The organism is Aeromonas sp. 602200 (genome assembly GCF_049173895.1).
Taxonomy (GTDB): Bacteria; Pseudomonadota; Gammaproteobacteria; order Enterobacterales; family Aeromonadaceae; genus Aeromonas; species Aeromonas veronii_A.
In genome coordinates this window covers 19,492-40,667 of sequence record NZ_JAAKSL010000018.1, presented here as the reverse complement: position 1 = coordinate 40,667, position 21,176 = coordinate 19,492, and the positions used below count along the sequence as shown (strand labels likewise).

General features: G+C 58.3%; 20 protein-coding genes. 15 read left to right on the top strand and 5 right to left on the bottom strand.

Annotation, left to right across the window (positions count from 1 at the left end; all coding sequences use genetic code 11):
* Nucleotide 1: 1 nt before the first annotated feature.
* The 9 genes from tsaE to G5221_RS18180 all read left to right on the top strand — a co-directional run bounded on the left by tsaE (nt 2) and on the right by G5221_RS18180 (nt 9,527).
* Nucleotides 2–475, top strand: a complete 474-nt coding sequence (tsaE, locus tag G5221_RS18220; RefSeq protein ID WP_227341987.1) for a tRNA (adenosine(37)-N6)-threonylcarbamoyltransferase complex ATPase subunit type 1 TsaE — start codon at nt 2–4, stop codon at nt 473–475.
* Nucleotides 476–498: 23 nt separating this feature from the next.
* Entirely contained in the window at nt 499–2,190 is a 1,692-nt protein-coding gene (locus G5221_RS18215; RefSeq protein WP_421203501.1) for an N-acetylmuramoyl-L-alanine amidase, read from the top strand.
* Nucleotides 2,191–2,684: 494 nt separating this feature from the next.
* Complete coding sequence (mutL, locus tag G5221_RS18210; RefSeq protein WP_421263671.1) at nt 2,685–4,550, top strand: DNA mismatch repair endonuclease MutL; 1,866 nt, start codon at nt 2,685–2,687, stop codon at nt 4,548–4,550.
* Nucleotides 4,540–5,469, top strand: coding sequence for a tRNA (adenosine(37)-N6)-dimethylallyltransferase MiaA (miaA, locus tag G5221_RS18205; RefSeq protein ID WP_421263670.1), 930 nt, complete (start codon nt 4,540–4,542; stop codon nt 5,467–5,469). The genes mutL and miaA overlap by 11 nt, the downstream gene beginning before the upstream one ends.
* A 72-nt stretch (nt 5,470–5,541) precedes the next feature.
* Nucleotides 5,542–5,805, top strand: coding sequence for an RNA chaperone Hfq (gene hfq / locus G5221_RS18200; RefSeq protein WP_005339045.1), 264 nt, complete (start codon nt 5,542–5,544; stop codon nt 5,803–5,805).
* 63 nt (nt 5,806–5,868) lie between these two features.
* Complete coding sequence (hflX, locus tag G5221_RS18195; RefSeq protein WP_421172861.1) at nt 5,869–7,155, top strand: ribosome rescue GTPase HflX; 1,287 nt, start codon at nt 5,869–5,871, stop codon at nt 7,153–7,155.
* 48 nt (nt 7,156–7,203) lie between these two features.
* A complete protein-coding gene (gene hflK, locus G5221_RS18190) occupies nt 7,204–8,352 on the top strand; it encodes an FtsH protease activity modulator HflK (protein ID WP_319919773.1) in 1,149 nt (382 codons plus the stop codon).
* A 3-nt stretch (nt 8,353–8,355) separates the two neighbouring features.
* Complete coding sequence (hflC, locus tag G5221_RS18185; RefSeq protein ID WP_421222473.1) at nt 8,356–9,240, top strand: protease modulator HflC; 885 nt, start codon at nt 8,356–8,358, stop codon at nt 9,238–9,240.
* 98 nt (nt 9,241–9,338) lie between these two features.
* Complete coding sequence (locus G5221_RS18180; RefSeq protein WP_421251601.1) at nt 9,339–9,527, top strand: DUF2065 domain-containing protein; 189 nt, start codon at nt 9,339–9,341, stop codon at nt 9,525–9,527.
* A gap of 81 nt (nt 9,528–9,608) precedes the next feature.
* Here G5221_RS18180 and ispB read toward each other — a convergent pair whose 3' ends face one another.
* Nucleotides 9,609–10,580 carry an octaprenyl diphosphate synthase gene (gene ispB / locus G5221_RS18175; RefSeq protein WP_421222476.1) on the bottom strand — a complete coding sequence of 324 codons (972 nt, stop codon included), beginning with the start codon at nt 10,578–10,580 and terminating at the stop codon, nt 9,609–9,611.
* 242 nt (nt 10,581–10,822) lie between these two features.
* Between ispB and rplU the strand changes: the two genes are divergently transcribed.
* The 4 genes from rplU to G5221_RS18155 all read left to right on the top strand — a co-directional run bounded on the left by rplU (nt 10,823) and on the right by G5221_RS18155 (nt 14,545).
* The gene (gene rplU / locus G5221_RS18170; protein ID WP_005304210.1) at nt 10,823–11,134 is read left to right on the top strand and encodes a 50S ribosomal protein L21; all 312 of its coding nucleotides are present in this window, start codon (nt 10,823–10,825) and stop codon (nt 11,132–11,134) included.
* A 17-nt stretch (nt 11,135–11,151) separates the two neighbouring features.
* On the top strand, nt 11,152–11,409 hold the full coding sequence (rpmA, locus tag G5221_RS18165; protein WP_005304202.1) for a 50S ribosomal protein L27: 258 nt from the start codon (nt 11,152–11,154) through the stop codon (nt 11,407–11,409).
* Nucleotides 11,410–11,599: 190 nt separating this feature from the next.
* On the top strand, nt 11,600–12,802 hold the full coding sequence (gene cgtA, locus G5221_RS18160) for an Obg family GTPase CgtA (RefSeq protein WP_216952928.1): 1,203 nt from the start codon (nt 11,600–11,602) through the stop codon (nt 12,800–12,802).
* A gap of 372 nt (nt 12,803–13,174) precedes the next feature.
* Nucleotides 13,175–14,545, top strand: coding sequence for a YjiH family protein (locus G5221_RS18155; RefSeq protein ID WP_216952929.1), 1,371 nt, complete (start codon nt 13,175–13,177; stop codon nt 14,543–14,545).
* Between the two features lie 85 nt (nt 14,546–14,630).
* Here the strand turns inward: G5221_RS18155 and G5221_RS18150 are convergent, their stop codons facing one another.
* Entirely contained in the window at nt 14,631–14,969 is a 339-nt protein-coding gene (locus G5221_RS18150; protein ID WP_266135382.1) for a hypothetical protein, read from the bottom strand.
* Nucleotides 14,970–15,101: 132 nt separating this feature from the next.
* Nucleotides 15,102–17,993, bottom strand: a complete 2,892-nt coding sequence (locus G5221_RS18145; RefSeq protein ID WP_266135381.1) for an HD domain-containing phosphohydrolase — start codon at nt 17,991–17,993, stop codon at nt 15,102–15,104.
* 210 nt (nt 17,994–18,203) lie between these two features.
* On the opposite strand from G5221_RS18145, the gene G5221_RS18140 reads away from it, so the two are divergent.
* Together G5221_RS18140 and G5221_RS18135 are read left to right on the top strand one after the other, a co-directional pair.
* The gene (locus G5221_RS18140; protein WP_266135380.1) at nt 18,204–19,193 is read left to right on the top strand and encodes a luciferase-like monooxygenase; all 990 of its coding nucleotides are present in this window, start codon (nt 18,204–18,206) and stop codon (nt 19,191–19,193) included.
* Nucleotides 19,194–19,365: 172 nt separating this feature from the next.
* Nucleotides 19,366–19,866: a 2TM domain-containing protein gene (locus G5221_RS18135; RefSeq protein ID WP_021231934.1), complete on the top strand. Its 501-nt coding sequence runs from the start codon at nt 19,366–19,368 to the stop codon at nt 19,864–19,866.
* 118 nt (nt 19,867–19,984) lie between these two features.
* Here G5221_RS18135 and G5221_RS18130 read toward each other — a convergent pair whose 3' ends face one another.
* Entirely contained in the window at nt 19,985–20,806 is an 822-nt protein-coding gene (locus G5221_RS18130) for a symmetrical bis(5'-nucleosyl)-tetraphosphatase (protein ID WP_005358331.1), read from the bottom strand.
* A gap of 6 nt (nt 20,807–20,812) precedes the next feature.
* The gene (gene apaG, locus G5221_RS18125; RefSeq protein ID WP_031227971.1) at nt 20,813–21,175 is read right to left on the bottom strand and encodes a Co2+/Mg2+ efflux protein ApaG; all 363 of its coding nucleotides are present in this window, start codon (nt 21,173–21,175) and stop codon (nt 20,813–20,815) included.
* Nucleotide 21,176 lies beyond the last annotated feature (1 nt).

The following is a 21,176-nucleotide window of genomic DNA, read 5'->3' as shown; positions in this document are numbered from 1 at the left end:
CATGGCAAAACAGTTGATGATGACACTGCCGGACGAGGCAGCAACCGTGGCACTGGGTGGCCGTCTGGCACAGGCCTGCCAGCAGGCGACCACAGTGTTTTTGCATGGCACGCTTGGTGCTGGTAAAACCACTCTGACCCGCGGCTGGGTGCAGGGCCTTGGCCATCAGGGCAAGGTAAAAAGCCCGACCTATACCCTGGTCGAGCCCTACGAACTCGATGGCTGGCAGGTCTATCACTTCGATCTCTATCGTCTGGCTGATCCGGAAGAGCTGGAGTTCATGGGCATTCGGGACTATTTTGCCGCCAATACTCTCTGTCTGGTGGAGTGGTCCGAGAAGGGCGAGGGCTGGTTACCGGCTCCTGACCTTGAAATTACCCTTACTTATGTAGGCGAGCAGCGCGAGGCTCTGATAGAGGCCCGCACTGCTATTGGCGAAGCCATTCTGGAACGGTTGTCATCTACGTGCGCTTGATCCTTGTTATTGCTCTCTCCTTGATGGCGTTACCCTCCTGGGCGAATCAGCTCAAGAGTGTGCGAATCTGGCCATCACCGGATAACACCCGGGTGGTGCTCGATATGAGCAGTGCCCCCAACTACAACTACTTCACCCTGGCTGGCCCCGATAGATTGGTGATCGATCTGAAAGGGGCGAGCAATGCCACCAATCTGGCCCGGGTCGAGAACAACAGCGAGCTGGTGCGCAAGATACGTGAGAGCACTCCGCTGGAGAAGGGGGGCCTGCGGCTGGTGCTTGATCTCAGCTCCGCCATCAAGCCGGTGGTCTTTCCGCTGGCACCAGCCGGGCCCTATGGTCACCGTCTGGTGATCGATCTGCCTTATGAAGAGAAGCGCTCGGCGGCTGCGGTGCAATCCACGCCCGTCGGTGGCAAGGGCAGGGGGGTGGTGATTGCCATCGACCCGGGCCACGGTGGGGAAGACCCGGGCTCCATCGGTCCGCGTCGTACCTATGAGAAGCGAGTTACGCTGGCAGTCTCCCAGAAGCTGGCGGCGCTGATCGACCGCGAGCCGGGGATGCGCGCCGTGCTGACCCGTCGTGGCGACTATTTCGTCGACCTCAACAAGCGTTCCGAGATTGCCCGCAAGGCCAAGGCGGATCTGCTGGTGTCGGTCCATGCGGACAGCTTCCATAACTCCACTCCGCGCGGCGCCTCTGTCTGGGTCCTCTCGACCAACCGTGCCAACCGCGAGATGGGCAGCTGGCTGGAGAAGCAGGAGAAGCAGGGCGAGCTGCTGGGCGGGGTCGGCAAGGTGTTGGCGGAATCCGATCCCAATCCCTATCTGGCGCAAACTTTCCTAGACCTTTCCATGGACAAGTCCCGTGCCGAAGGCTACGACGTCAGCCGTCAGATCCTGCGCTCATTGGGCAAGGTTGCCCGACTGCACAAGAAGGCCCCGGAGCATGCCAGTCTGGCTGTGCTGAAGGCGCCGGATATTCCCTCGGTGCTGGTCGAAACCGGCTTTATCTCCAACCATGCGGAAGAGAAGCTGCTGGCTACCTCAAGCTATCAGGATCAGCTGGCCCGCGCCATTTTCGAGGGGATCCGCAACTACTACCGCGCCCACCCGACCAAGGGAGCCATGTTGACCGGCAAGGGACAGGCGAGCAGGCCTGCCGCGACCACTCGCTCTGCACCGGTAGCTTCGCAGCCGGTGAGCCAGCCCAAGCCAGTGCAGTCGCAGCCGGTGGTGACCAATAAGATGCCAGCGACAGTACGTGACGGCGCGGCTGCGACCGGTTCAGGTGCCGGGGTGATCAAGCCCTATTCGGAGGCTGCGCAAGATTCTGGTGCGCCGGTTAGCAATGTGGGCGACTATGACAAATCTCGGATGCTCCGCCATGTGGTCAAACGGGGCGAGAGTCTCTCTCGCCTTGCCGAGAAGCATGGAGTGAGTCAATCCACTTTGGTAGAGATCAACCAGCTGCGCAGCCGGGATATTCAGATTGGTCAGACCATCTATATTCCCCAGCAGGGGCAGAGCCGCGCTGCCGCCCCCGTTCGCAGTGATGACAAGTCGCAGATGATCCGCCATGTGGTCAAGCGGGGGGAGAGTCTCTCCCGCCTTGCCGAGAAGCATGGGGTGAGTCAGGCGCGACTGGTAGAGATCAACAAGCTCAAATCGCGGAATATTCAGGTAGGGCAGGTGCTCTACATTCCGCAAAACTGACGCGCGGGAGCGGGTGATACCGCTCTCGCTGTTAGCCAATACCATCAGCAAGATTGAAATTCAGGAGCAAGTGATGCCGATCCGTATATTACCCCCCGATTCTGGCCAACCAGATTCCGGTTGGTGGAGAGGTGGTGGAGCGGCTCTCTATCCGCAAGATTGAAATTCAGGAGTAAGTGATGCCGATCCGTATATTGCCCCCTATCCTGGCCAACCAGATTCCGGTTGGTGGAGAGGTGGTGGAGCGGCTCTCTATCCGCAAGATTGAAATTCAGGAGTAAGTGATGCCGATCCGTATATTGCCCCCTATCCTGGCCAACCAGATTCCGGTTGGTGGAGAGGTGGTGGAACGGCTCTCTATCCGCAAGATTGAAATTCAGGAGTAAGTGATGCCGATCCGTATATTGCCCCCTATCCTGGCCAACCAGATTCCGGTTGGTGGAGAGGTGGTGGAACGGCTCTCTATCCGCAAGATAGAAATTCAGGAGTAAATGATGCCGATCCGTATTTTGCCACCCATTCTGGCCAACCAGATTGCAGCCGGAGAGGTGGTGGAGCGGCCCTCTTCTGTGGTGAAAGAGCTGGTGGAAAACAGCCTGGATGCGGGTGCCGATCGGGTCGAGATCGACATCGACAAGGGGGGAGCCAAGCTGATCCGCATCCGTGACAACGGCTGTGGCGTCGCCAAAGACGAGCTGGTGCTGGCGCTGTCGCGTCACGCCACCTCCAAGGTGGCCACGCTGGATGATCTGGAAGGGATCAACAGCCTCGGCTTTCGTGGCGAGGCGCTCGCCTCCATCAGCTCGGTCTCCCGTCTCACCTTCACCTCCCGTACTGCAGATCAGTCCGAAGCCTGGCAAGCCCAGGCGGAAGGGCGCGAAATGAGCGTCACCATCAAGCCGGCGGCCCATCCGGTGGGCACCACGGTGGAGGTAGTGGATCTCTTCTTCAATACCCCCGCGCGGCGCAAGTTCATGCGCAGCGAAAAGACCGAGTTTGCCCATATCGACGAGCTGGTGCGCCGCATCGCGCTCTCCCGCTTCGATGCCACCCTGATCCTACGCCACAATGGCAAGGTGGTGCGCCAGTACAAGACCGCCAATACCGTGCCGGAGCAGGAGCGACGTCTCGCCGCCGTTTGCGGCACCCCCTTCATGCACCATGCGCTGGCGGTGGAGAGCGAACACAGCGATGTGCGTTTGTGGGGCTGGCTGGCGACTCCGGAGGGGGCAAGGCCGCAGAACGACCTGCAATACACCTATGTCAACGGCCGGATGATGCGCGACAAGCTCATCAACCACGCCATTCGTCAGGCCTATGATGAGTTGCTGCCTCCCGACCGCTTCGCCGCTTATGTGCTCTATATCGAGCTGGATCCCCGTCAGGTGGATGTCAACGTCCACCCGGCCAAGCATGAGGTGCGCTTCCATCAGGCGCGACTGATCCACGACTTTATCTTTCAGGCGCTGTTTACTGCGCTGCGCCGCGAAGGGGTGAGCACCGCTCATCAGGACACTCCGCTGGCCGAAACCCTGGTCGAGTTGCCGGTCAGTCCGCAGATTGAATACCCCGGTCAGGTGCCACGCCCGGAGTGGTACGGTGCCGAGCACAGCTACCGGGCGCCTGCACAGGTGCGGGAGGGGGGCGGTGGGGCTGGCCGAGCCAGCAATTATCAACCGCCCGAGCCCCCAAGCCGGGAGGCGATGCGCGGCATGGGCGCTCTGCTCACTACGCTACCTATCGAAGCTGAGGCTGCTCCTGTGCAGCCCACTGATCCAGTGCCGTCACCCAAACAGGGGGGATGTCGCGCCCTGACACTGGTGGAGCAGGCCTACCTGTTGATCGAGCGGGATAATCAGCTGGCGCTGCTCTCGCTGGTACGCGCCGAGCGTGTGCTGCTACGCCATTGGCTGCTGGAGACCTGGGGTCAGGGACTGGCGGCCCAGCCACTGTTGCTGCCGGTCTCCTTCAAATTGCCGAAGAATTTGATCGCGCTGGTGACCGAGCAGGAGCGTTTGCTGAAACGGATGGGGCTGGAGTTGAAAAGCGGGGGGCGCGACACCATGATCCTGACTCGGGTGCCGGCTCTGCTGCGCCAGACCGATCTGGTGCGTCTGTTACCCGAATTGCTGCAAATTATCGAGGGCGGATCTGACAGTGATGCTGGTCAGCAGGCTGAGGTATTATGCCAATGGCTGGTGGAGCAGGGGATAAGCCGCGAGAAGATATACGATTTTTCAACTGCTAGTCGTCTGCTGACGGAACTTGTGACCGATTTCAGTGACCAACTGGCAGACATTCGCATGGTGCGCCCGCTTTCGCTGGCGACCGTGCTGGAGGAGTTTGAACATGGCGAGTGACTTGCCGACCGCAATTTTTCTGATGGGGCCGACGGCCTCCGGCAAGACGGATCTCGCCATTGAATTGTGCCAGGTATTGCCTTGCGACATCATCAGCGTCGATTCTGCGCTGATCTATCGCGGCATGGATATAGGTACGGCCAAGCCCACCGCTGATGAACTGGCGCGGGCTCCGCACCGGCTGATAGACATTCTTGATCCCGCTGTGAGCTATTCGGCAGCCGATTTTTGCAAGGATGCCCTGCGGGAGATGAAAGAGATCGCCGACCGTGGCCGCATTCCGCTGCTGGTGGGCGGTACCATGCTCTATTTCAAGGCGTTGCTGGAGGGATTGTCCCCGCTGCCCTCCGCCGATCCCGCCATTCGAGCTGGGATTGAGGAAGAGGCTGCCCGCCTCGGTTGGCAGGCGCTGCACGATGAGCTGGTACGCATCGACCCGGTGGCCGGGGCGCGGATCCACCCCAATGACCCGCAGCGACTCTCTCGGGCGCTGGAGGTTTACCGCATCAGCGGCAAGACCCTTACCGAGCTGACGCAGGTGCAGGGGGAGGGCTTGCCCTATCGAGTGCAGCAGTTTGCCATCGCCCCGAGCGATCGTGCCGTGCTGCATCAGCGGATCGAACAGCGCTTTGACAAAATGCTGCAAGGTGGCTTTGAACAGGAGGTTCGTGCGCTGATGGCGCGCGGCGATCTGCACCCGGATCTCCCCTCCATTCGCTGTGTGGGTTATCGCCAAATGTGGGACTACCTGTGCGGTGAAGTGGGGTATGATGAGATGCGTTATCGTGGCATTGTTGCCACACGCCAATTGGCAAAACGACAGATGACTTGGTTGCGCGGCTGGCCCGACGTGACCTGGTTGGAATCTGGTGAGTCTGGCAATCTTGACCTCGTGCTTGCTCGCGCTGGTGCGGCTTGACACTCCCTGTATAATCAGGTTGTTATATTGATATTCGGTGTTTAAAAACAACAAACTATAAGGAAAAGAAAAATGGCTAAGGGGCAATCTCTCCAAGACCCGTTTTTGAATGCGCTGCGCCGTGAGCGGATTCCTGTTTCTATCTATTTGGTGAACGGCATCAAACTGCAAGGTCAGATCGAGTCTTTTGACCAGTTTGTTATCCTGCTGAAAAACACCGTGAGCCAGATGGTTTACAAGCACGCCATCTCGACTGTCGTACCGGCCCGTGCCGTCAATCATCACCAGCCCACTCCGGGTGGCGCGGCTGATGAACAGGGTGATGCCGAGGCGTGATATCCCTGGGCGAGTCGACTCGCCAACTCAGATTCATCATGATTCCTGTTAAGGAGCAAGCGCTTGTTTGACCGTTATGAAGCTGGCGAACAGGCCGTTCTGGTGCATGTCAACTTCAGTGATGAGGGTGAGCGGGAGGATCTGGAAGAGCTCAAGATGTTGGTGAGTTCTGCCGGTGTAAATGCGCTGGCGGTCATCACCACCAGTCGTAGTGCGCCCAGTGCCAAATTTTTTGTCGGCAGCGGCAAGGCTGAAGAGATCGCGTCCCAGGTCCAGATGCTGGATGCGGATGTGGTGATCTTCAACCATGCCCTGACTCCTGCCCAGGAACGAAATCTGGAACGTCTGTTCCAGTGCCGGGTGGTGGACAGAACCGGTCTGATCCTCGACATCTTCGCCCAGCGCGCCCGAACCCATGAAGGTAAACTGCAGGTCGAACTGGCCCAGTTACGCCACCTTTCCACTCGCCTGGTGCGAGGCTGGACCCACCTTGAGCGTCAAAAGGGCGGGATCGGTCTGCGTGGTCCGGGTGAAACCCAGCTTGAAACTGACCGACGTCTGCTGCGGGAACGCATCAAGGCGATTTTGCGCCGGCTCGACAAGGTAGCAAAGCAGCGGGAGCAGGGACGTCGTGCCCGCAACCGCAACGAAGTACCGACAGTTTCTCTGGTTGGTTACACAAACGCCGGAAAATCCACTTTGTTCAACCAACTTACAGCTGCCAGCGTGTATGCTGCCGACCAGTTGTTCGCAACACTGGACCCGACCCTGCGAAAACTGGTGATCCGGGATGTGGGTGATGTGATTTTGGCTGACACGGTTGGATTTATTCGGCACTTGCCTCATGATCTGGTCGCGGCTTTCAAAGCGACCCTGCAGGAGACCCGCGAAGCGGATCTGCTGCTGCATGTGGTGGACTGTGCCGATGAGCAGATGCAGGAGAATATCGACTCCGTGCAGCAGGTGCTGGCCGAAATTGAAGCTGACGACAGGCCTCAGCTGATGATCTGCAACAAGATCGACAAGCTGGCGGATCGTCCTGCTGGTCTGGAGCGAGATGACGAGGGGCGCCCATTGCGCGTCTGGCTGTCGGCTCAGACTGGTGAAGGTTGTGAGCATCTGTTTACGGCGCTGACTGAACTGCTGGCCGGCTCCATGGTGCACCACACCCTGCAGTTGCCACCCTCGGCAGCAAGATTGCGCAGTGCGCTTTATCAGTTGAAGGGCATTGAGCAGGAAGGCTTTAGCGAGGAGGGAGATTTCGTGCTGGAAGTCCGCTTGCAAGTGGCCGACTGGAACCGCCTCGTAAAGCAGGAAGGTGAGAGTTTACAACGCTTTATCAGACATTGATGTTCTGATAGAGGTGATATCCATCCGCAAGTATTAATGGAGACGCTGATGGCTTGGAATGAGCCTGGTAACAACGGCAAAGACCGTGACCCTTGGGGGAACAACGGCAAGAATCAGGGGCCCCCTGATCTGGACGAAATGCTGCGCAAGATGAGCCGTCGCTTCGGGGGCCTGTTTGGTGGTGGCACATCCGGTGGTGATGTCGGTCGCTTTGGTATCTCCATCGCACTGGTGATCGCTGTGGTGGTGTGGGTTGTCAGCGGCTTCTACACCATTCGTGAAGCGGAACGTGGTGCAGTGCTGCGGTTTGGCAAGTTTTCCCATATTGTCGAGCCGGGTCTGCGCTGGAATCCCACCTTTATCGACAAGGTGATCCCTGTGGATGTCGAGTCCGTGCGCTCGCTGCCTGCTTCCGGTTTCATGCTGACTCAGGATGAAAACGTGGTGCGGGTCGAGATGGACGTGCAGTACCGTGTCGTCAACCCCGAGCAGTATCTGTTTAGCGTAACGAATGCTGACGAGAGCCTGAGTCAGGCCACCGACAGTGCCCTGCGTTATGTTGTGGGCCACACCAAGATGGACGACGTGCTGACCACCGGTCGTGAGAAGGTGCGTCAGGAGACCTGGCAGGTGATTGATGGCATCATCGAGCCTTACCAGATGGGTCTGCAGATCGTCGACGTCAACTTCTTGCCGGCTCGTCCGCCGGAAGAGGTGAAGGATGCGTTTGATGACGCCATTGCCGCTCAGGAAGATGAGCAACGCTTCATCCGCGAGGCCGAAGCCTATGCCCGTGAAGTCGAGCCGAAGGCCCGTGGTCAGGTCAAGCGTCTGGAGCAGGAGGCGGAAGCCTACAAGTCCCAGATTGTGCTGAAAGCCCAGGGTGAAGTGGCCCGCTTCAACGAGCTGCTGCCCCAGTATCAAGCTGCGCCCGATCTGACACGCAATCGTATCTACCTGGAGACCATGGAAGAGCTCTATCAGCAGGCCAATAAAGTGGTGGTCGACATGCCGGCTGGCAACAACAGCATGATCTATCTGCCGCTCGACAAGTTGGCTGGCAAGCAGGCGAGCGTCCAGCAGGGGCGTCCAGCTGCTGCGCCGACCATCGAGTCCACGCCAGCTTCCAACGAGGGCGCCAACTCCACTCCGACGCCGCTGCGTAGCGGTGACCGCTTCAGCTCAGGGAGAAACTGATAGATGAAAAAGCTAGCTATTGGTGTAATCGCTGTCGCGGCCATGGTCTGCTTCTCCTCTGTCTTTATCGTTGATGAAGGCCAGAAGGGGATTGTGGTGCAGTTCGGCAAGGTGAAGCGGGTTGACTCCGGTGAACCCCGCCTCTATGAACCGGGCCTGCACTTCAAGGTGCCGCTCATCGACCAGGTTCGCAAAATGGATGCACGCATCCAGACCATCGACAGCCAGGCTGACCGTTTTGTCACCTCCGAGAAGAAAGACCTGATCATCGATTCCTATGTGAAATGGAAGATCGAGGACTTCTCCAAGTACTACCTGGCAACCGGTGGTGGCAACAAGTTGCAGGCCGAGGATCTGCTCAAGCGCAAAATCAACAACGGTCTGCGCTCCGAGATCGGTAATCGTACCATCAAGGATATCGTCTCCGGTGAACGCAGTACCGTGATGGAAGATGCTCTGATGAAGATGGCGCGCTCCTCCGAGCTCGGCATCAAGGTGGTGGATGTGCGGATCAAGCAGATCAACCTGCCGGTGGAAGTGTCCAACTCCATTTACCAGCGGATGCGGGCCGAGCGTACTGCCGTGGCCCGTGAGCATCGCTCCCAGGGGCGTGAGCAGGCCGAGATCCTGCGGGCCGATATCGATCGCAAAGTGACCGTGATGATCGCTGATGCAGAGAGTAACGCTCGTCAACTGCGCGGTGAAGGGGATGCGGAAGCCGCCAAAATCTATGCTGACAGCTACAAGAAAGACCCCGAGTTTTTCAGCTTCGTGCGCAGTATGGAGGCCTATCGCAAGAGCTTCGCCGGTGGCAATGACCTGATGGTGCTCAAGCCGGATAGCGAGTTTTTCCGTTACTTCAAGTCTCCTGAAGGCACCAAGCAGTAAGTGTCGGGAGTTGTTTTGCCAGGGGCCTGCTTTGTCAGGCCCTTTTATTTGTCTGCCAAACAAACGGGGTCAATGGTTTTTGACGGGAGAGGGGCAGAATGATGACATCCATACTGACGGGGCTGGGTCTGCTGTTGCTGTTTGAAGGGTTGGGGCCGTTTCTGATGCCAAGAGTGTGGCAGCAGATGCTGCGGCTGTTGAGCGAACAACCGGCGGAGCAGCTACGCCGTATCGGCGGCTCGCTGGTGGTGGCTGGCAGCGTGATCCTCTGGATGGTGAGTCGCTGAGTCTGGCGAAATGCACTGCTCAGCAGATAGCAGACAATAAAAAAGAGGCCGAAGGCCTCTTTTTTCATGCATGCCGTTTACTCAGGCACTGCGCTGCACCGCCATGTGGGCCAGTGTTTCCAGCGCCTGTTTGTGCGGGGAGTCAGGCAGGATGGCGAGCGCGGCAATGGCCTTGTCCGCCTCTTCCCTTGCGCGCATGCGGGAGTACTCCAGAGCACCGGTGCGGTCGAGAATGGCCAGGATCTGGTCGAGATGCTCCATGCCGTTGCGGTGCTCGATGGCATCACGCACCAGTTGGCGCTCTTCCGCACTACCCACTTCCATGGCGCGCAGCAGCGGCAGGGTCGGTTTGCCTTCGGCCAGATCGTCACCGACGTTCTTGCCCATCTCTTCGCTCTGGGAGCAGTAATCCATCACATCATCGATGATCTGGAACGCGGTACCCAGATACTTGCCGTAGTCGGTCATGGCCTGCTCGACAGGCTCCGGCTGATGGGTCAGCACGGCGGCGAGACGGGTGGCGGCCTCGAACAGCTTGGCGGTCTTGCAATAGATGACCGTCATGTAGCTCTCTTCGGTGGTATCCGGATCGTTGCAGTTCATCAACTGCAGCACTTCCCCTTCGGCGATGGTGTTGGTTGCATCCGAGAGGATCTCCATCACCCGCAGGTTGGAGAGTTCGGCCATCATCTGGAAGGAGCGGCTATAGAGGTAGTCACCGACCAGCACGCTGGCAGCATTGCCAAACATGGCGTTGGCGGTCTCCCGGCCACGGCGCAGGTCGGATTCGTCGACCACGTCGTCGTGCAGCAGGGTAGAGGTGTGAATGAATTCGATGATGGCGGCCAGTTTCAGGTGATCCTCACCTTCATAGCCCAGCGCACGCGCAGCCATCACGGTCAGCATGGGGCGCATCCGTTTCCCGCCGGCGCTGACAATGTAGAAACCCAGCTGATTGATCAGACTAACGTCGGACTGGAGTCGGGCCAGGATCAGTTCATTGACCGCCGTCATGTCGGCGGCACAGAGCGCACGGATAGTCTGTTGGTCCATAAGTCTCGTAACGTGACAGCAGCAATAACTGCGATTTTAGTAATGGCAGGGATTCTACACGATTTCACAATGGGTTACAGTTAGGCGTTTATCCACGGCGGCAGATATGCGCACAAAATAAACTTTTTGCTAAATTGGCCTTGCCTGAGCAGATCGATTTGCGTAGAATGCCCGCCCATTGTTATAGGTTTTTGCGCATGTCTAGCCTTGAGCAAAAGACATGCCTTTACGGAGTTAATCAAATGTACGCGGTATTCCAAAGCGGCGGAAAACAACACCGTGTGGCCGAAGGTCAAATCGTTCGTCTGGAAAAGCTGAACGTTGAGACTGGCGCTACCATCGACTTCAACGAAGTGCTGATGGTTGCTGCAGGCGACACTTTTAAAGTAGGTGCTCCTTTCGTTGAAGGTGGCAAGGTTGTAGCTGAAGTTGTGGCTCACGGCCGTGGCGAGAAAGTGACTATCGTCAAGTTCCGTCGTCGTAAGCACCACCGTAAGCAAGCGGGCCACCGTCAGTGGTTCACTGAAGTCAAAATCACTGGCATCAGCGCTTAATTAGAGGAGTCCGATAGATGGCACACAAAAAAGCTGGCGGTTCATCCCGCAACGGTCGCGATTCTGAAGCTAAACGCCTGGGCGTGAAGCGTTTCGGCGGCGAAACAGTTCTGGCTGGCAGCATCATCGTTCGTCAGCGCGGTACCAAGTTCCACGCTGGTGAGAACGTTGGTCTGGGCAAGGACCACACCCTGTTCGCTACCGCGAACGGCAAGGTGCAGTTCGAAGTTAAAGGTCCGCTGAATCGTAAGTACGTTAGCATCGTTGCTGAGTAATTACGGACCGCAAGGATCCGAAGCCCCGCCAACAGGCGGGGCTTTTGTTTTTCCGAAATAATGACGAAAAAACGGAACGCAGATGACCCGGGTACCGAGATTGCCCGGAGAGGCAAGATGCGTATCGCCCGCAGGGGTCTGTACCACTATAATTGCGTATCGGTTTTTCGAATTAAGGTGACGGTTACCTATGAAGTTTGTTGATGAAGTCCAGATTCGAGTCGATGCCGGTGACGGTGGTAACGGTTGTGTAAGTTTTCGCCGTGAAAAATATATTCCCAACGGTGGTCCGGATGGTGGTGACGGTGGTGACGGTGGTGACGTCTATCTGGTTGCCGATGAGAACCTCAACACCCTGATCGACTACCGTTTTGAGCGTTTCCATGCTGCCGAGCGTGGCGAGAATGGCCAGAGTGCCAACTGTACCGGTCGTCGTGGCAAGGACAAGATCCTGCGCGTGCCGGTCGGTACCCGTGCAACCGATGACGATACCGGCGAGTTGCTGGGCGACTTGACTCACCACGAGCAGAAGTTGCTGGTTGCCAAGGGCGGTTTCCACGGTTTGGGCAATACCCGCTTCAAGAGTTCGGTCAACCGGGCTCCACGCCAGAAGAGCAACGGCACACCGGGCGAAGTGCGTACCCTGAAGCTGGAGCTGCTGTTGCTGGCTGACGTCGGTATGCTGGGTCTGCCCAACGCCGGTAAATCTACCTTTATTCGCGCTGTTTCTGCCGCCCGCCCGAAAGTCGCTGATTATCCCTTTACCACCCTGGTGCCGAACCTCGGTGTGGTGCGTGGTGAGAACTCCCGCTCCTTCGTGATCGCCGATATTCCGGGCCTGATTGAGGGGGCAGCCGAAGGCGCAGGTCTTGGTATCCGTTTCCTCAAGCACCTCGAACGCTGCCGCGTGTTGATCCATCTGGTGGATATTTGCCCCATTGATGGCTCCGATCCGGCTGAAAATGCCGTGACCATCGTGCGTGAGCTGGAGAAGTACAGCCCGGAACTGGCTGGCAAGCCGCGCTGGCTGGTGTTCAACAAGATGGATCTGATCCTGGAAGAAGAGGCTCAGGAAGTGATGGATCGCGTGAAAGCCGCCCTCAACCACGAAGGGCCGGTCTACGCCATCACTGCCATCAGCAAGGAAGGGACCAAGAAGGTCTGCTACGACATCCTGGATCTGCTGGATACCATGCCCCGTCAGCTGGAGCAGGATGCCAAAGAGGCGATCGAGAAAGTGGAGTTCAAGTGGGACGACTACCACAAGAACCAGCTGGCTAAAGCCGAAGCGGAAGCGCTTGCCGCCTCCATGGCCTTTGACGAAAGTCTCGACGATGATGATTGGGATGACGAAGATGATGATGGTGTGGAAGTGATCTACGTCCGTGACTGATACCCTTGTCTGTCCATTTCATTGATAACCGGAGCCTGAACAGGCTCCGGTTTTTTTATGCCTGTCGAGTAGTGGCTCATTAGGTATGTTTGTGATGCCACTTATTGCCTGCCGTTGATAACTGTTTATACTGCCCATCAAAATTAACACTAATGAAACAATCATCTGGCGATGTCGATTGAATCGATATGCGTTTCTGTATCTGATTGTTTTGATGGAAGGTTTACCTGTAAAAATTTTTATGCGCAGATTTATGCATTATGGGCTTGTTTGTGCATTTTTTTGGAGTATTCTTGCGCCCGTTTTGCCGGTTAATGCATGAATACGCAGGTAGGCCGGGCTATGGAAAAGTAACATTAGGGCAGTCTTATCATGCTGGAAAAGAGTCTTGAAGCATCTGCGGTTAATACCCGCCGTAACTTGTTGATGTTTCTAATACCGTCACTGATCGGTATCTTGCTGTTCATGACGCCGGTCGTCTATGACGGTAACGTCACCATCCCCGTCGCAGTGCTGGCCAAGCTGGTGCAGCGGGTTTTTGCCGATTATCTGGTTGCCATGGTCAGTGCGGTGATCACTACCACCATGCTGATGACTATCATCACCTGGTTGTTCAAACCGGCGATTCTGGTGCGTAGACCATTCCTCAACAGCCTGTTCAACGTCTCTCCTTTCTGGGCCTGCGTGCGGGTGGTGGGTGGTATTTTCGTGCTGCTGACCTTCTTCCAGGTGGGACCAGAGGTGCTTTATTCAGGCGCAACCGGCGGCCTGGTGCTCAACGATCTGCTGCCGGTGCTGTTTTCAGTCTTCATTTTTGCCGGCCTGCTGCTGCCGTTGCTGCTCGATTTCGGGCTGCTGGAGTTTGTCGGCACTATGATGACTCGCATCATGCGTCCGGTATTCCGGTTGCCGGGTCGCTCTGCCGTAGACTGCTTTGCCTCCTGGCTGGGGGATGGCAGTGTCGGCATCCTGCTGACCAGCAAGCAGTACGAAGGGAAGTTCTATACCCAGCGGGAAGCGGCCGTTATTGGCACCACCTTCTCCGCCGTCTCCATCACCTTCTGTCTGGTAGTGATCTCCCAGGTGAAGCTGGAACACATGTTCGTTCCCTTCTATCTGACTGTCTGTCTGGCTGGGGTGGTTGCCGCTATCGTGGTGCCACGTCTGCCGCCGCTATCCTGGAAGAAGGATATCTATATCGATGGCGCTCCCCTGTGTCGCAAGCAGGAGGCGGTGCCCCACCAGCACAGTGTGATGAGTTATGGTCTCGAACGTGCATTGACCAAGGCAGAGCAGATGACCGGTCTCGGTGCCGTCGCCCGGGAAGGGGTGAAAAATGCGCTCGACATGCTGTTTGGCGTGTTGCCTGTGGTCATGGCGATCGGTACCTGTGCCCTGATGCTGGCCGAACACACCCCCATCTTCAACTGGCTTGGCGCCCCCTTCGTCCCCTTGCTGGAACTGCTGCAACTGCCGGAGGCGGAAGCCGCATCCAAGACCATCATGGTCGGTTTTGCCGATATGTTTATTCCAGCGGTGCTGGCCTCGACCATCGATAGCGAGATGACCCGCTTCGTCATTGCCGCCATGTCGGTAACCCAGCTTATCTATATGTCGGAAGTGGGGGCCCTGCTGCTTGGCAGCAAGATCCCGGTCAAACTGTGGGAGTTGTTTGTGATCTTCCTGATGCGCACCCTGGTTACCTTGCCGGTAATTGCCGGTGTAGCGCATCTGCTGTTCTAAGGGCTACGCCATAGTGAAAAACGGTCAACCTGGGTTGACCGTTTTCTTTTCCGCGGTAAGGGGAGAGCATCGCCCTTAGGCTGGCTCAGCCTCTAGTGACGGGACACTGAATTGTCAGGGAGTGGACTGTGTTGGCGATGCTATAGGGCTTGGCCGCCTTGTAGACCTTCTTGTCTTCGTCGTAGCTGCCTCCCAGATACTGGGTACTGTATAGCGTCTGCTGGCGGCGATCGGTCTCCTTGTAACCTTGTGGGCAGGTCTGGTTGGCCTGCTGGAAGCAGGCTTTCATGCTGCTGCATTCGATGTAGAAGCCTCGCTGGCTGGTATCGGCAAGGTGCACCGGGGTGACGGTGGGGGCTGGGGGAGACAACAGGGCGCAACCGGAGAGCGTCAGCGCGCCCAGCAGAACGAGATGTTTTGACATAGATAACCTGAACAGTATGGTGTGACAAAGAGTGAGGGGGAGTCTATTGCTCCCCCTTCGCTATAGGGGCACCGTTATAACCAGCCCAGAGCGCTCAGGCCAGCCCGCAAATGTAAGAAAATATGACCCAGCCTAGGCCAGTGCGGCCAGCAGTGCGGTTTCGTCCACCTGATCCAGTTGGGCGCTCTCGAGGAAGCGCCTAGCGTAATCGCGCCAGATGCCGCTGCTGACAAACAGGGCGAACAGATCCGAGTCGATATGCTGTTCACGCACCATGTTCTGCATTATGGCAAGAGCCTGGGAGATCGTCTTGCCAGATTTGTAGGGGCGATCACTGGCGGTCAGCGCCTCGAAAATATCGGCGATAGCCATGATGCGGGCTGGTACGCTCATCTGTGCTCCGGTCAGCTGGCGTGGGTAACCCTTGCCATCCATCCGCTCGTGATGACCGCCGGCAATCTCTGGCACGCAGCGCAGATGACGGGGGAAGGGGAGGTGCTCCAGCATGCGTATGGTCTGGATGATGTGCTCGTTGATCTTGTAGCGCTCCTCCTCGGTGAGGGTTCCCCTGCTGATGGCAAGGTTGTATCTCTCCCCCCGGTTGTAGAGATGGTGCGGTACCTTGACCTTGAAGCCCCAGGGATTGTGCTCGTCGAACCGATCTCCATCCGGACGAGGCACAAGGTGCCAGCACTTGTCGGCCAGCAGTGGCTCGAGGCAGGGCAACTCGGGAGATGGTTCTTTCTGACGCAGCTTGATCTCCTCCCGGCTGATGCCGAGCCGATCGTCCAGGGTGCGCAGCCAGGTGCGGCTGGCGATGGCGTCGAGCCGTTCAATCTTCTCGGGGGCCATCCACTCGCCACCCAGATTGCACTCGGCGATGAAGGCAAACTCCTGATCCAGCTCGGCCCAGCGCGGGGCTGCCTCTTCCCGGCAGGCACTTCTGATCTCTGATGACAAGCGGGCAGCGAGGCTCTCGATATAGACATCCCGCTTGAGTACTTCAAAACGGGTGCGGATCTCGTGGATCCGGTCGTAGAGGGTCTCCAGTTTGGTGGCCTTGTCGACCACGAACTCCGGGGTGGTCACCTTGCCACAGTCATGTAGCCAGCTGGCGATATGGATGGCTTCCCACTCCTCCTCGTTGAGAGTGAAATCGGCAAAGGGGCCCTGTCGCTGGGCGCAGGCCGCCTCGGTCAGCATCCGGGTCAGCTCCGGCACCCGCTGGCAGTGACCGCCGGTGTAGGGGCTCTTGGCGTCGATGGCGCCGGCCATCAGCTCGATAAACGATTCGAGCAGCTGTTTCTGCTCTTCCAGCAAGCGCTGGTTCTCGATGGCGGAGGCGGAAGTGCCCGCCAGCGCTTCGATGAGGCTGATGCGCGATGCCAGCTCCTGTTCGCTGCAGCGTGGCAGGATCAGCAGGAGGTATCCGATCAGCTCCTGACGATGGTTGCAGAGCGGCTCAGCCACCAGCTGGCATGGGTCGGGAAAGGAACCCCAACTGTCCAGGTGTTGCCTCCATGTCGCCTCATCCAGGCTGAGGGAGATGCGCTGGGAAGTGGCCATGCCGGATAGCAATGGTTGTGGCCATGGAACCTGCCCAAGGGGCAGCTCGGTTTGCTGCCAGCGGGCCTGGACCGGCTGCATCTTTTGCTGTTGGGCCAGGTAGAGGCTCCCCCCTTTTGCCTGTACCGCGGCGATGGTTTCATGCAGGATGCGGCTTAGCAGGGAGTCGAAGCGGTGCTCTGCAGCCAGTGCTCTACCCATGTTCATGAAGTTGCCGAGGGTTTGGCGCATGCCGGACATGGTGCGGGCAAGGTCATCTATCTCCCGGATGGCCGATTCTGGAACCTGCCCCTCGCCAAAGTCGAAACGCTGGATCCGCTCGGCCTCGCGGGTCAGGGCCAGCAGCGGGGTAGCGGTACGGCGGGAGACCATCCAGATTACTGGCAGCAGCAACAACAGGCTGGTCAGCGCCCATGCCATATTGATCAGTGCTTCATTGCGTGCCTGCTGATAGAGCAGATCTGCCGAGACCAGCAGGGCGATGTAAAAAGGGGTGTCCTTGCCGAGGGGGGAGATATTGACCAGCCACTCTTGTTTTTCCCCTGTGGTCAGGGTCAGCTCCCGGGGAGAACCATCCAGCAGCACAGGCGTCCTCTCTAGCCTAGTTTTCAGCTCGGCCATGACTGGGCTGCCCAGAGCCGTGATCGCTGGCAGCTGGGTTAGCTGATCATAGGCTGGCAGATGTACAGGATCGGCCGCCAGTAGGGTCGCGGAGCGATCGAACAACACTACCTGGCTTTGGAGCGGCAACTGCAGCTCGCCAATCAAGGCCGAGAGCCCCTCGACACTGGCATCCAGCCCGATCACGGCTCGTTGGCTATGGCTGGTGACAGCCAGCGTCATGCCTGGCTCCCTGGTGGTAAAAAAGAGATAGGGGGTGGTGGCGACAATCTTTGATGAACCGCGAGCCAGCCGGTACCAGTCGCGGCTGCGGGGATCGAATCGATAATCCGCCATGGCTCGCCGTGCCAAAAGTTGCAGCTGCTCGTCAAAATAGAGGAACTCTCCCCGCCCGCTACTCAGGCTCTGAACCAGCAACTGGCTGCCTTCAGGCACAGCCTGCAACTGGACCCGGGCCCGTTCCGTGAGTTTTCGTACCAGAAAGAAATCGCCACTCTCATAGCCGATGTAGACGGCACCATAGCTGTCGCGATTGGCCAAGATCTCTGCCAACTGCGGCAGATACTCCAGTCGGCTTGCCAGATCACTCATGTCGGCCAGTCGGCTGCTGGCTAGCAGGCTGAGGGACATGCGGGCTGGCTGCTCGTTCAATTGCAGAGCGAGGGCCAGCTGTTCCCGGTACTGTTTGAAGTTGTGGCGCTCATGTTCCAGCATCTGGCGAGAGCCCTGCTGGAACTGCAGCAGAATCAGCAGCATGCCCAGCACACTGAACAGCAGGGTAAATAGGGTGGCAATGTGAACATAGAAGGGCTTGCGCCCGGATCTGGCAGTGATCATGGACATTTCCTTGTCACAGTGATGCTTGCGGAGACGATCTGTCAGCAGTGTGTCAATACGATAACAGAAATGACAATACTGGCCTGATATCTGTGCTTTTCCATGGTTGCCCACTGCCAGGCAGAGCTTGGCAGGAGATAGTGATTCATTCAGGTATCCCGTGCTACATTGCCTCACTTGTTACTGGTCTGTAAATCCATGGAGTGACTCATGCCTGCCATCCCCTATTCCGTGCTCGATCTGGTGCCTGTTGCCGAAGGTTCCGTACCTGCCGAGTCATTTCGCCGTTCGCGGGATCTAGCCCGCCATGCCGAGGGCTGGGGTTACCAGCGCTACTGGCTGGCCGAACACCACAACATGCCGGGCATTGCCAGTGCCGCCACCTCGGTGCTGATCGGTCATCTGGCCGAAGCCACCACCACTTTGCGGATCGGCGCGGGTGGCATCATGCTGCCGAACCACTCGCCGCTGGTGATTGCCGAGCAGTTTGGCACCTTGGCTTCTCTCTATCCCGACCGCATCGACCTTGGCCTTGGCCGCGCCCCCGGGACCGATCAGCGCACCATGCGGGCGCTGCGGCGTATGCGCAGTGGCGAGGTGGATGATTTTCCGGCCGATGTGCGCGAGCTGATGAGCTACTTTGGCGACGAGATCGGCGCGGTGCAGGCGGTGCCCGGTCAGGGGCTGCATCTGCCCATCTGGCTGCTGGGCTCCAGCCTCTACAGCGCGCAACTTGCAGCGGCGATGGGCTTGCCGTTCGGGTTTGCCTCCCATTTCGCCCCTGCCATGTTGCTGCAAGCGCTGGAGATCTACCGTAGCCAGTATCGCCCCTCCGCTCGCTGGCCCAAGCCCCATGCGGTGGTCTGCATCAACATGATTGCCGCCGACAGCGAGCGGGAGGCCCGCTTCCAGTTCACTACCGTGCAGCAGCAGTTCTTGCGCCTCCATCGCGGTGATGCGGGCAAGCTGCCCGCGCCGGTCGTCCAGCTTGGCGATGAGTGGTCTCCCCGTGAGCTGATGGCGATGGAGCAGACCCTGGCCCGCTCGCTAGTGGGCAACCCGGAGCAGGTTCGTCATGGACTCAAGGCGCTGCTGGCGGAAACCCGTGCCGATGAGCTGATGTTCAATGGGCCCATCGTCGATCATCAGGCCCGACTGCGCTCCTTTGAAATTGCCGCCGAGCTGATGCAGAGCCTGTGATTACACATCCGGGCACATCTGCATGTGTGGCATAGCTTGACCTTATATCTCTTTATGTTTATTCAGCTAATTGATTTTAAAGAGTTGTCAGGTTGATGTCGGCCATCTGTCGTGTCACCTTTCGCGGCGCAAGCCCTATGCTGGCCCTGTCAATTACCACAAGGAGTTCGAGATGATCGTCAGGAAGTTGAGATTGCAACGGGGTTGGTCTCAGGATCAGTTGGCAACGTTGACTGGTTTGAGTGTCCGCACTATCCAGCGGATCGAGCAGGGGCAGCAACCCGGACTGGAATCTCTCAAGGCCCTGGCCGCCGTCTTTGAACTCGATGTGGCTCAACTGGATGGATCAGAGCAACAGGAGCGCGAGATGAGAGGAAGTGACACTATGGGTCAGGATGCGGTCCAGGTATCGGCAGAGGAGCGGGCGGCAATGCGCTATGTGGAGGAGCTCAAGGGCTTCTATCACCATGTCGCCAGCTACGTGGTGGTGATCTGCGGGCTGTTTGTCATCAATTACCTGAGTAATCCGGAGTACATCTGGGCCTGGTGGCCAACCCTGGGTTGGGGGCTGGGACTTGCCTCCCATGCTGTTCGGGTGTTTCAGCCCTTCAAGCTGTTTGGCCCCGAGTGGGAGCGGCGCCAGATCGAGAAGCGGCTGGGGCGCAAGTTGTAACTTCATTCGCCGGAAAACAGGGAACCTAAACAGCAAGCCCGGCAACCAGCCGGGCTTTGTTATTGGAACGGGCTGTAGCCATCCGTGCGGCAGCGACCGCCAGATTGTTGCGTCCCCCCTAGCTGGCGTGAACCGGGCAGGGGGTGGCGATCAGGGCATCATCCTCGTAGCGCCACAGGGTGAGGCTGTTGCCCCAGACACAGCCGGTATCGAGCGCCTTGATATCGCTCTTGCCGGTGTTGCCCATCAGCGCCGCCCAGTGGCCGAACACCAGAATGGGGTCATCCACGTGGTGTTCGCGCTGTTCGAACCAGGGACGCAGCCCCGGGGTCGACTCCTTGGGCCCCTTCTTGCATTTGAAGTCGAGACGACCGTCGAAATAGCAGAAGCGCATCCGGGTGAAGGTGTTGATGATGTAGCGGTAGCGGTCGATCCCGACCAGATCATCTTTCCAGCCATCGGGCTGGTCGCCATACATGTTGTGCAGCAGCCAGCTGTATTGGTCACCGCGCAGCAGGCTCTCTACCTCGCGGGCGCAGTTGCGCGCGGTGCGGACATCCCATGCGGGGGAGATCCCGGCATGCACCATCATGATGGGCAGATCCGGATGCTCCGCCAGCAGCGGGCGGTGGCGCAGCCACTCCAGCAGTTCATCCCGATCAGGGGCATCCATCAGGCTTTGCAGCTTGTCTTTCTTCTTGAGCGGTGCAACGCCATCTGCGACCGCCAGCAGGTGCAGGTCGTGGTTGCCGAGCACGGTAACGGCACGGTTGCCCAGCCCTTTGACAAAACGCAGGGTATTGAGGGAGTCCGGGCCGCGGGCGACCAGATCGCCGCAGAGCCAGAGCACGTCATTTTCGGGATCGAACGCGGCAAGATCCAGCAGACGGCGCAAGTCGTCGTAACAGCCCTGGATGTCACCGACAAAACAGTTCGCCATGAAACCTCAGTTGATAATATTGGGGATGGCTAGCGTGAAGGGGGCGATGGGCGCCTCAAACTGCTGACCAGAGCCATCTTGCAGGGTATAGCTCCCTTCCATCACCCCGAGCGGGGTCGCCAGCGGCACGCCGCTCTGGTAGCGGTAGGTCTCACCTTCGGCAATGACGGGTTGTTCCCCGACCACGCCTGGGCCTGCCACTTCCAGCATCTTGCCATTGGCATCGGTGATGAGCCAGCGCCGATGCAGCAGTTGCACCGGGCCGGGCCCCAGATTCTCAATCTCGATCAGATAGTGAAACTGGTAAGGGTCTTTGGAGCCCGCCACATACACGGGGTATGGGCGGATCTCGATGTGCGGGAGTGCCACA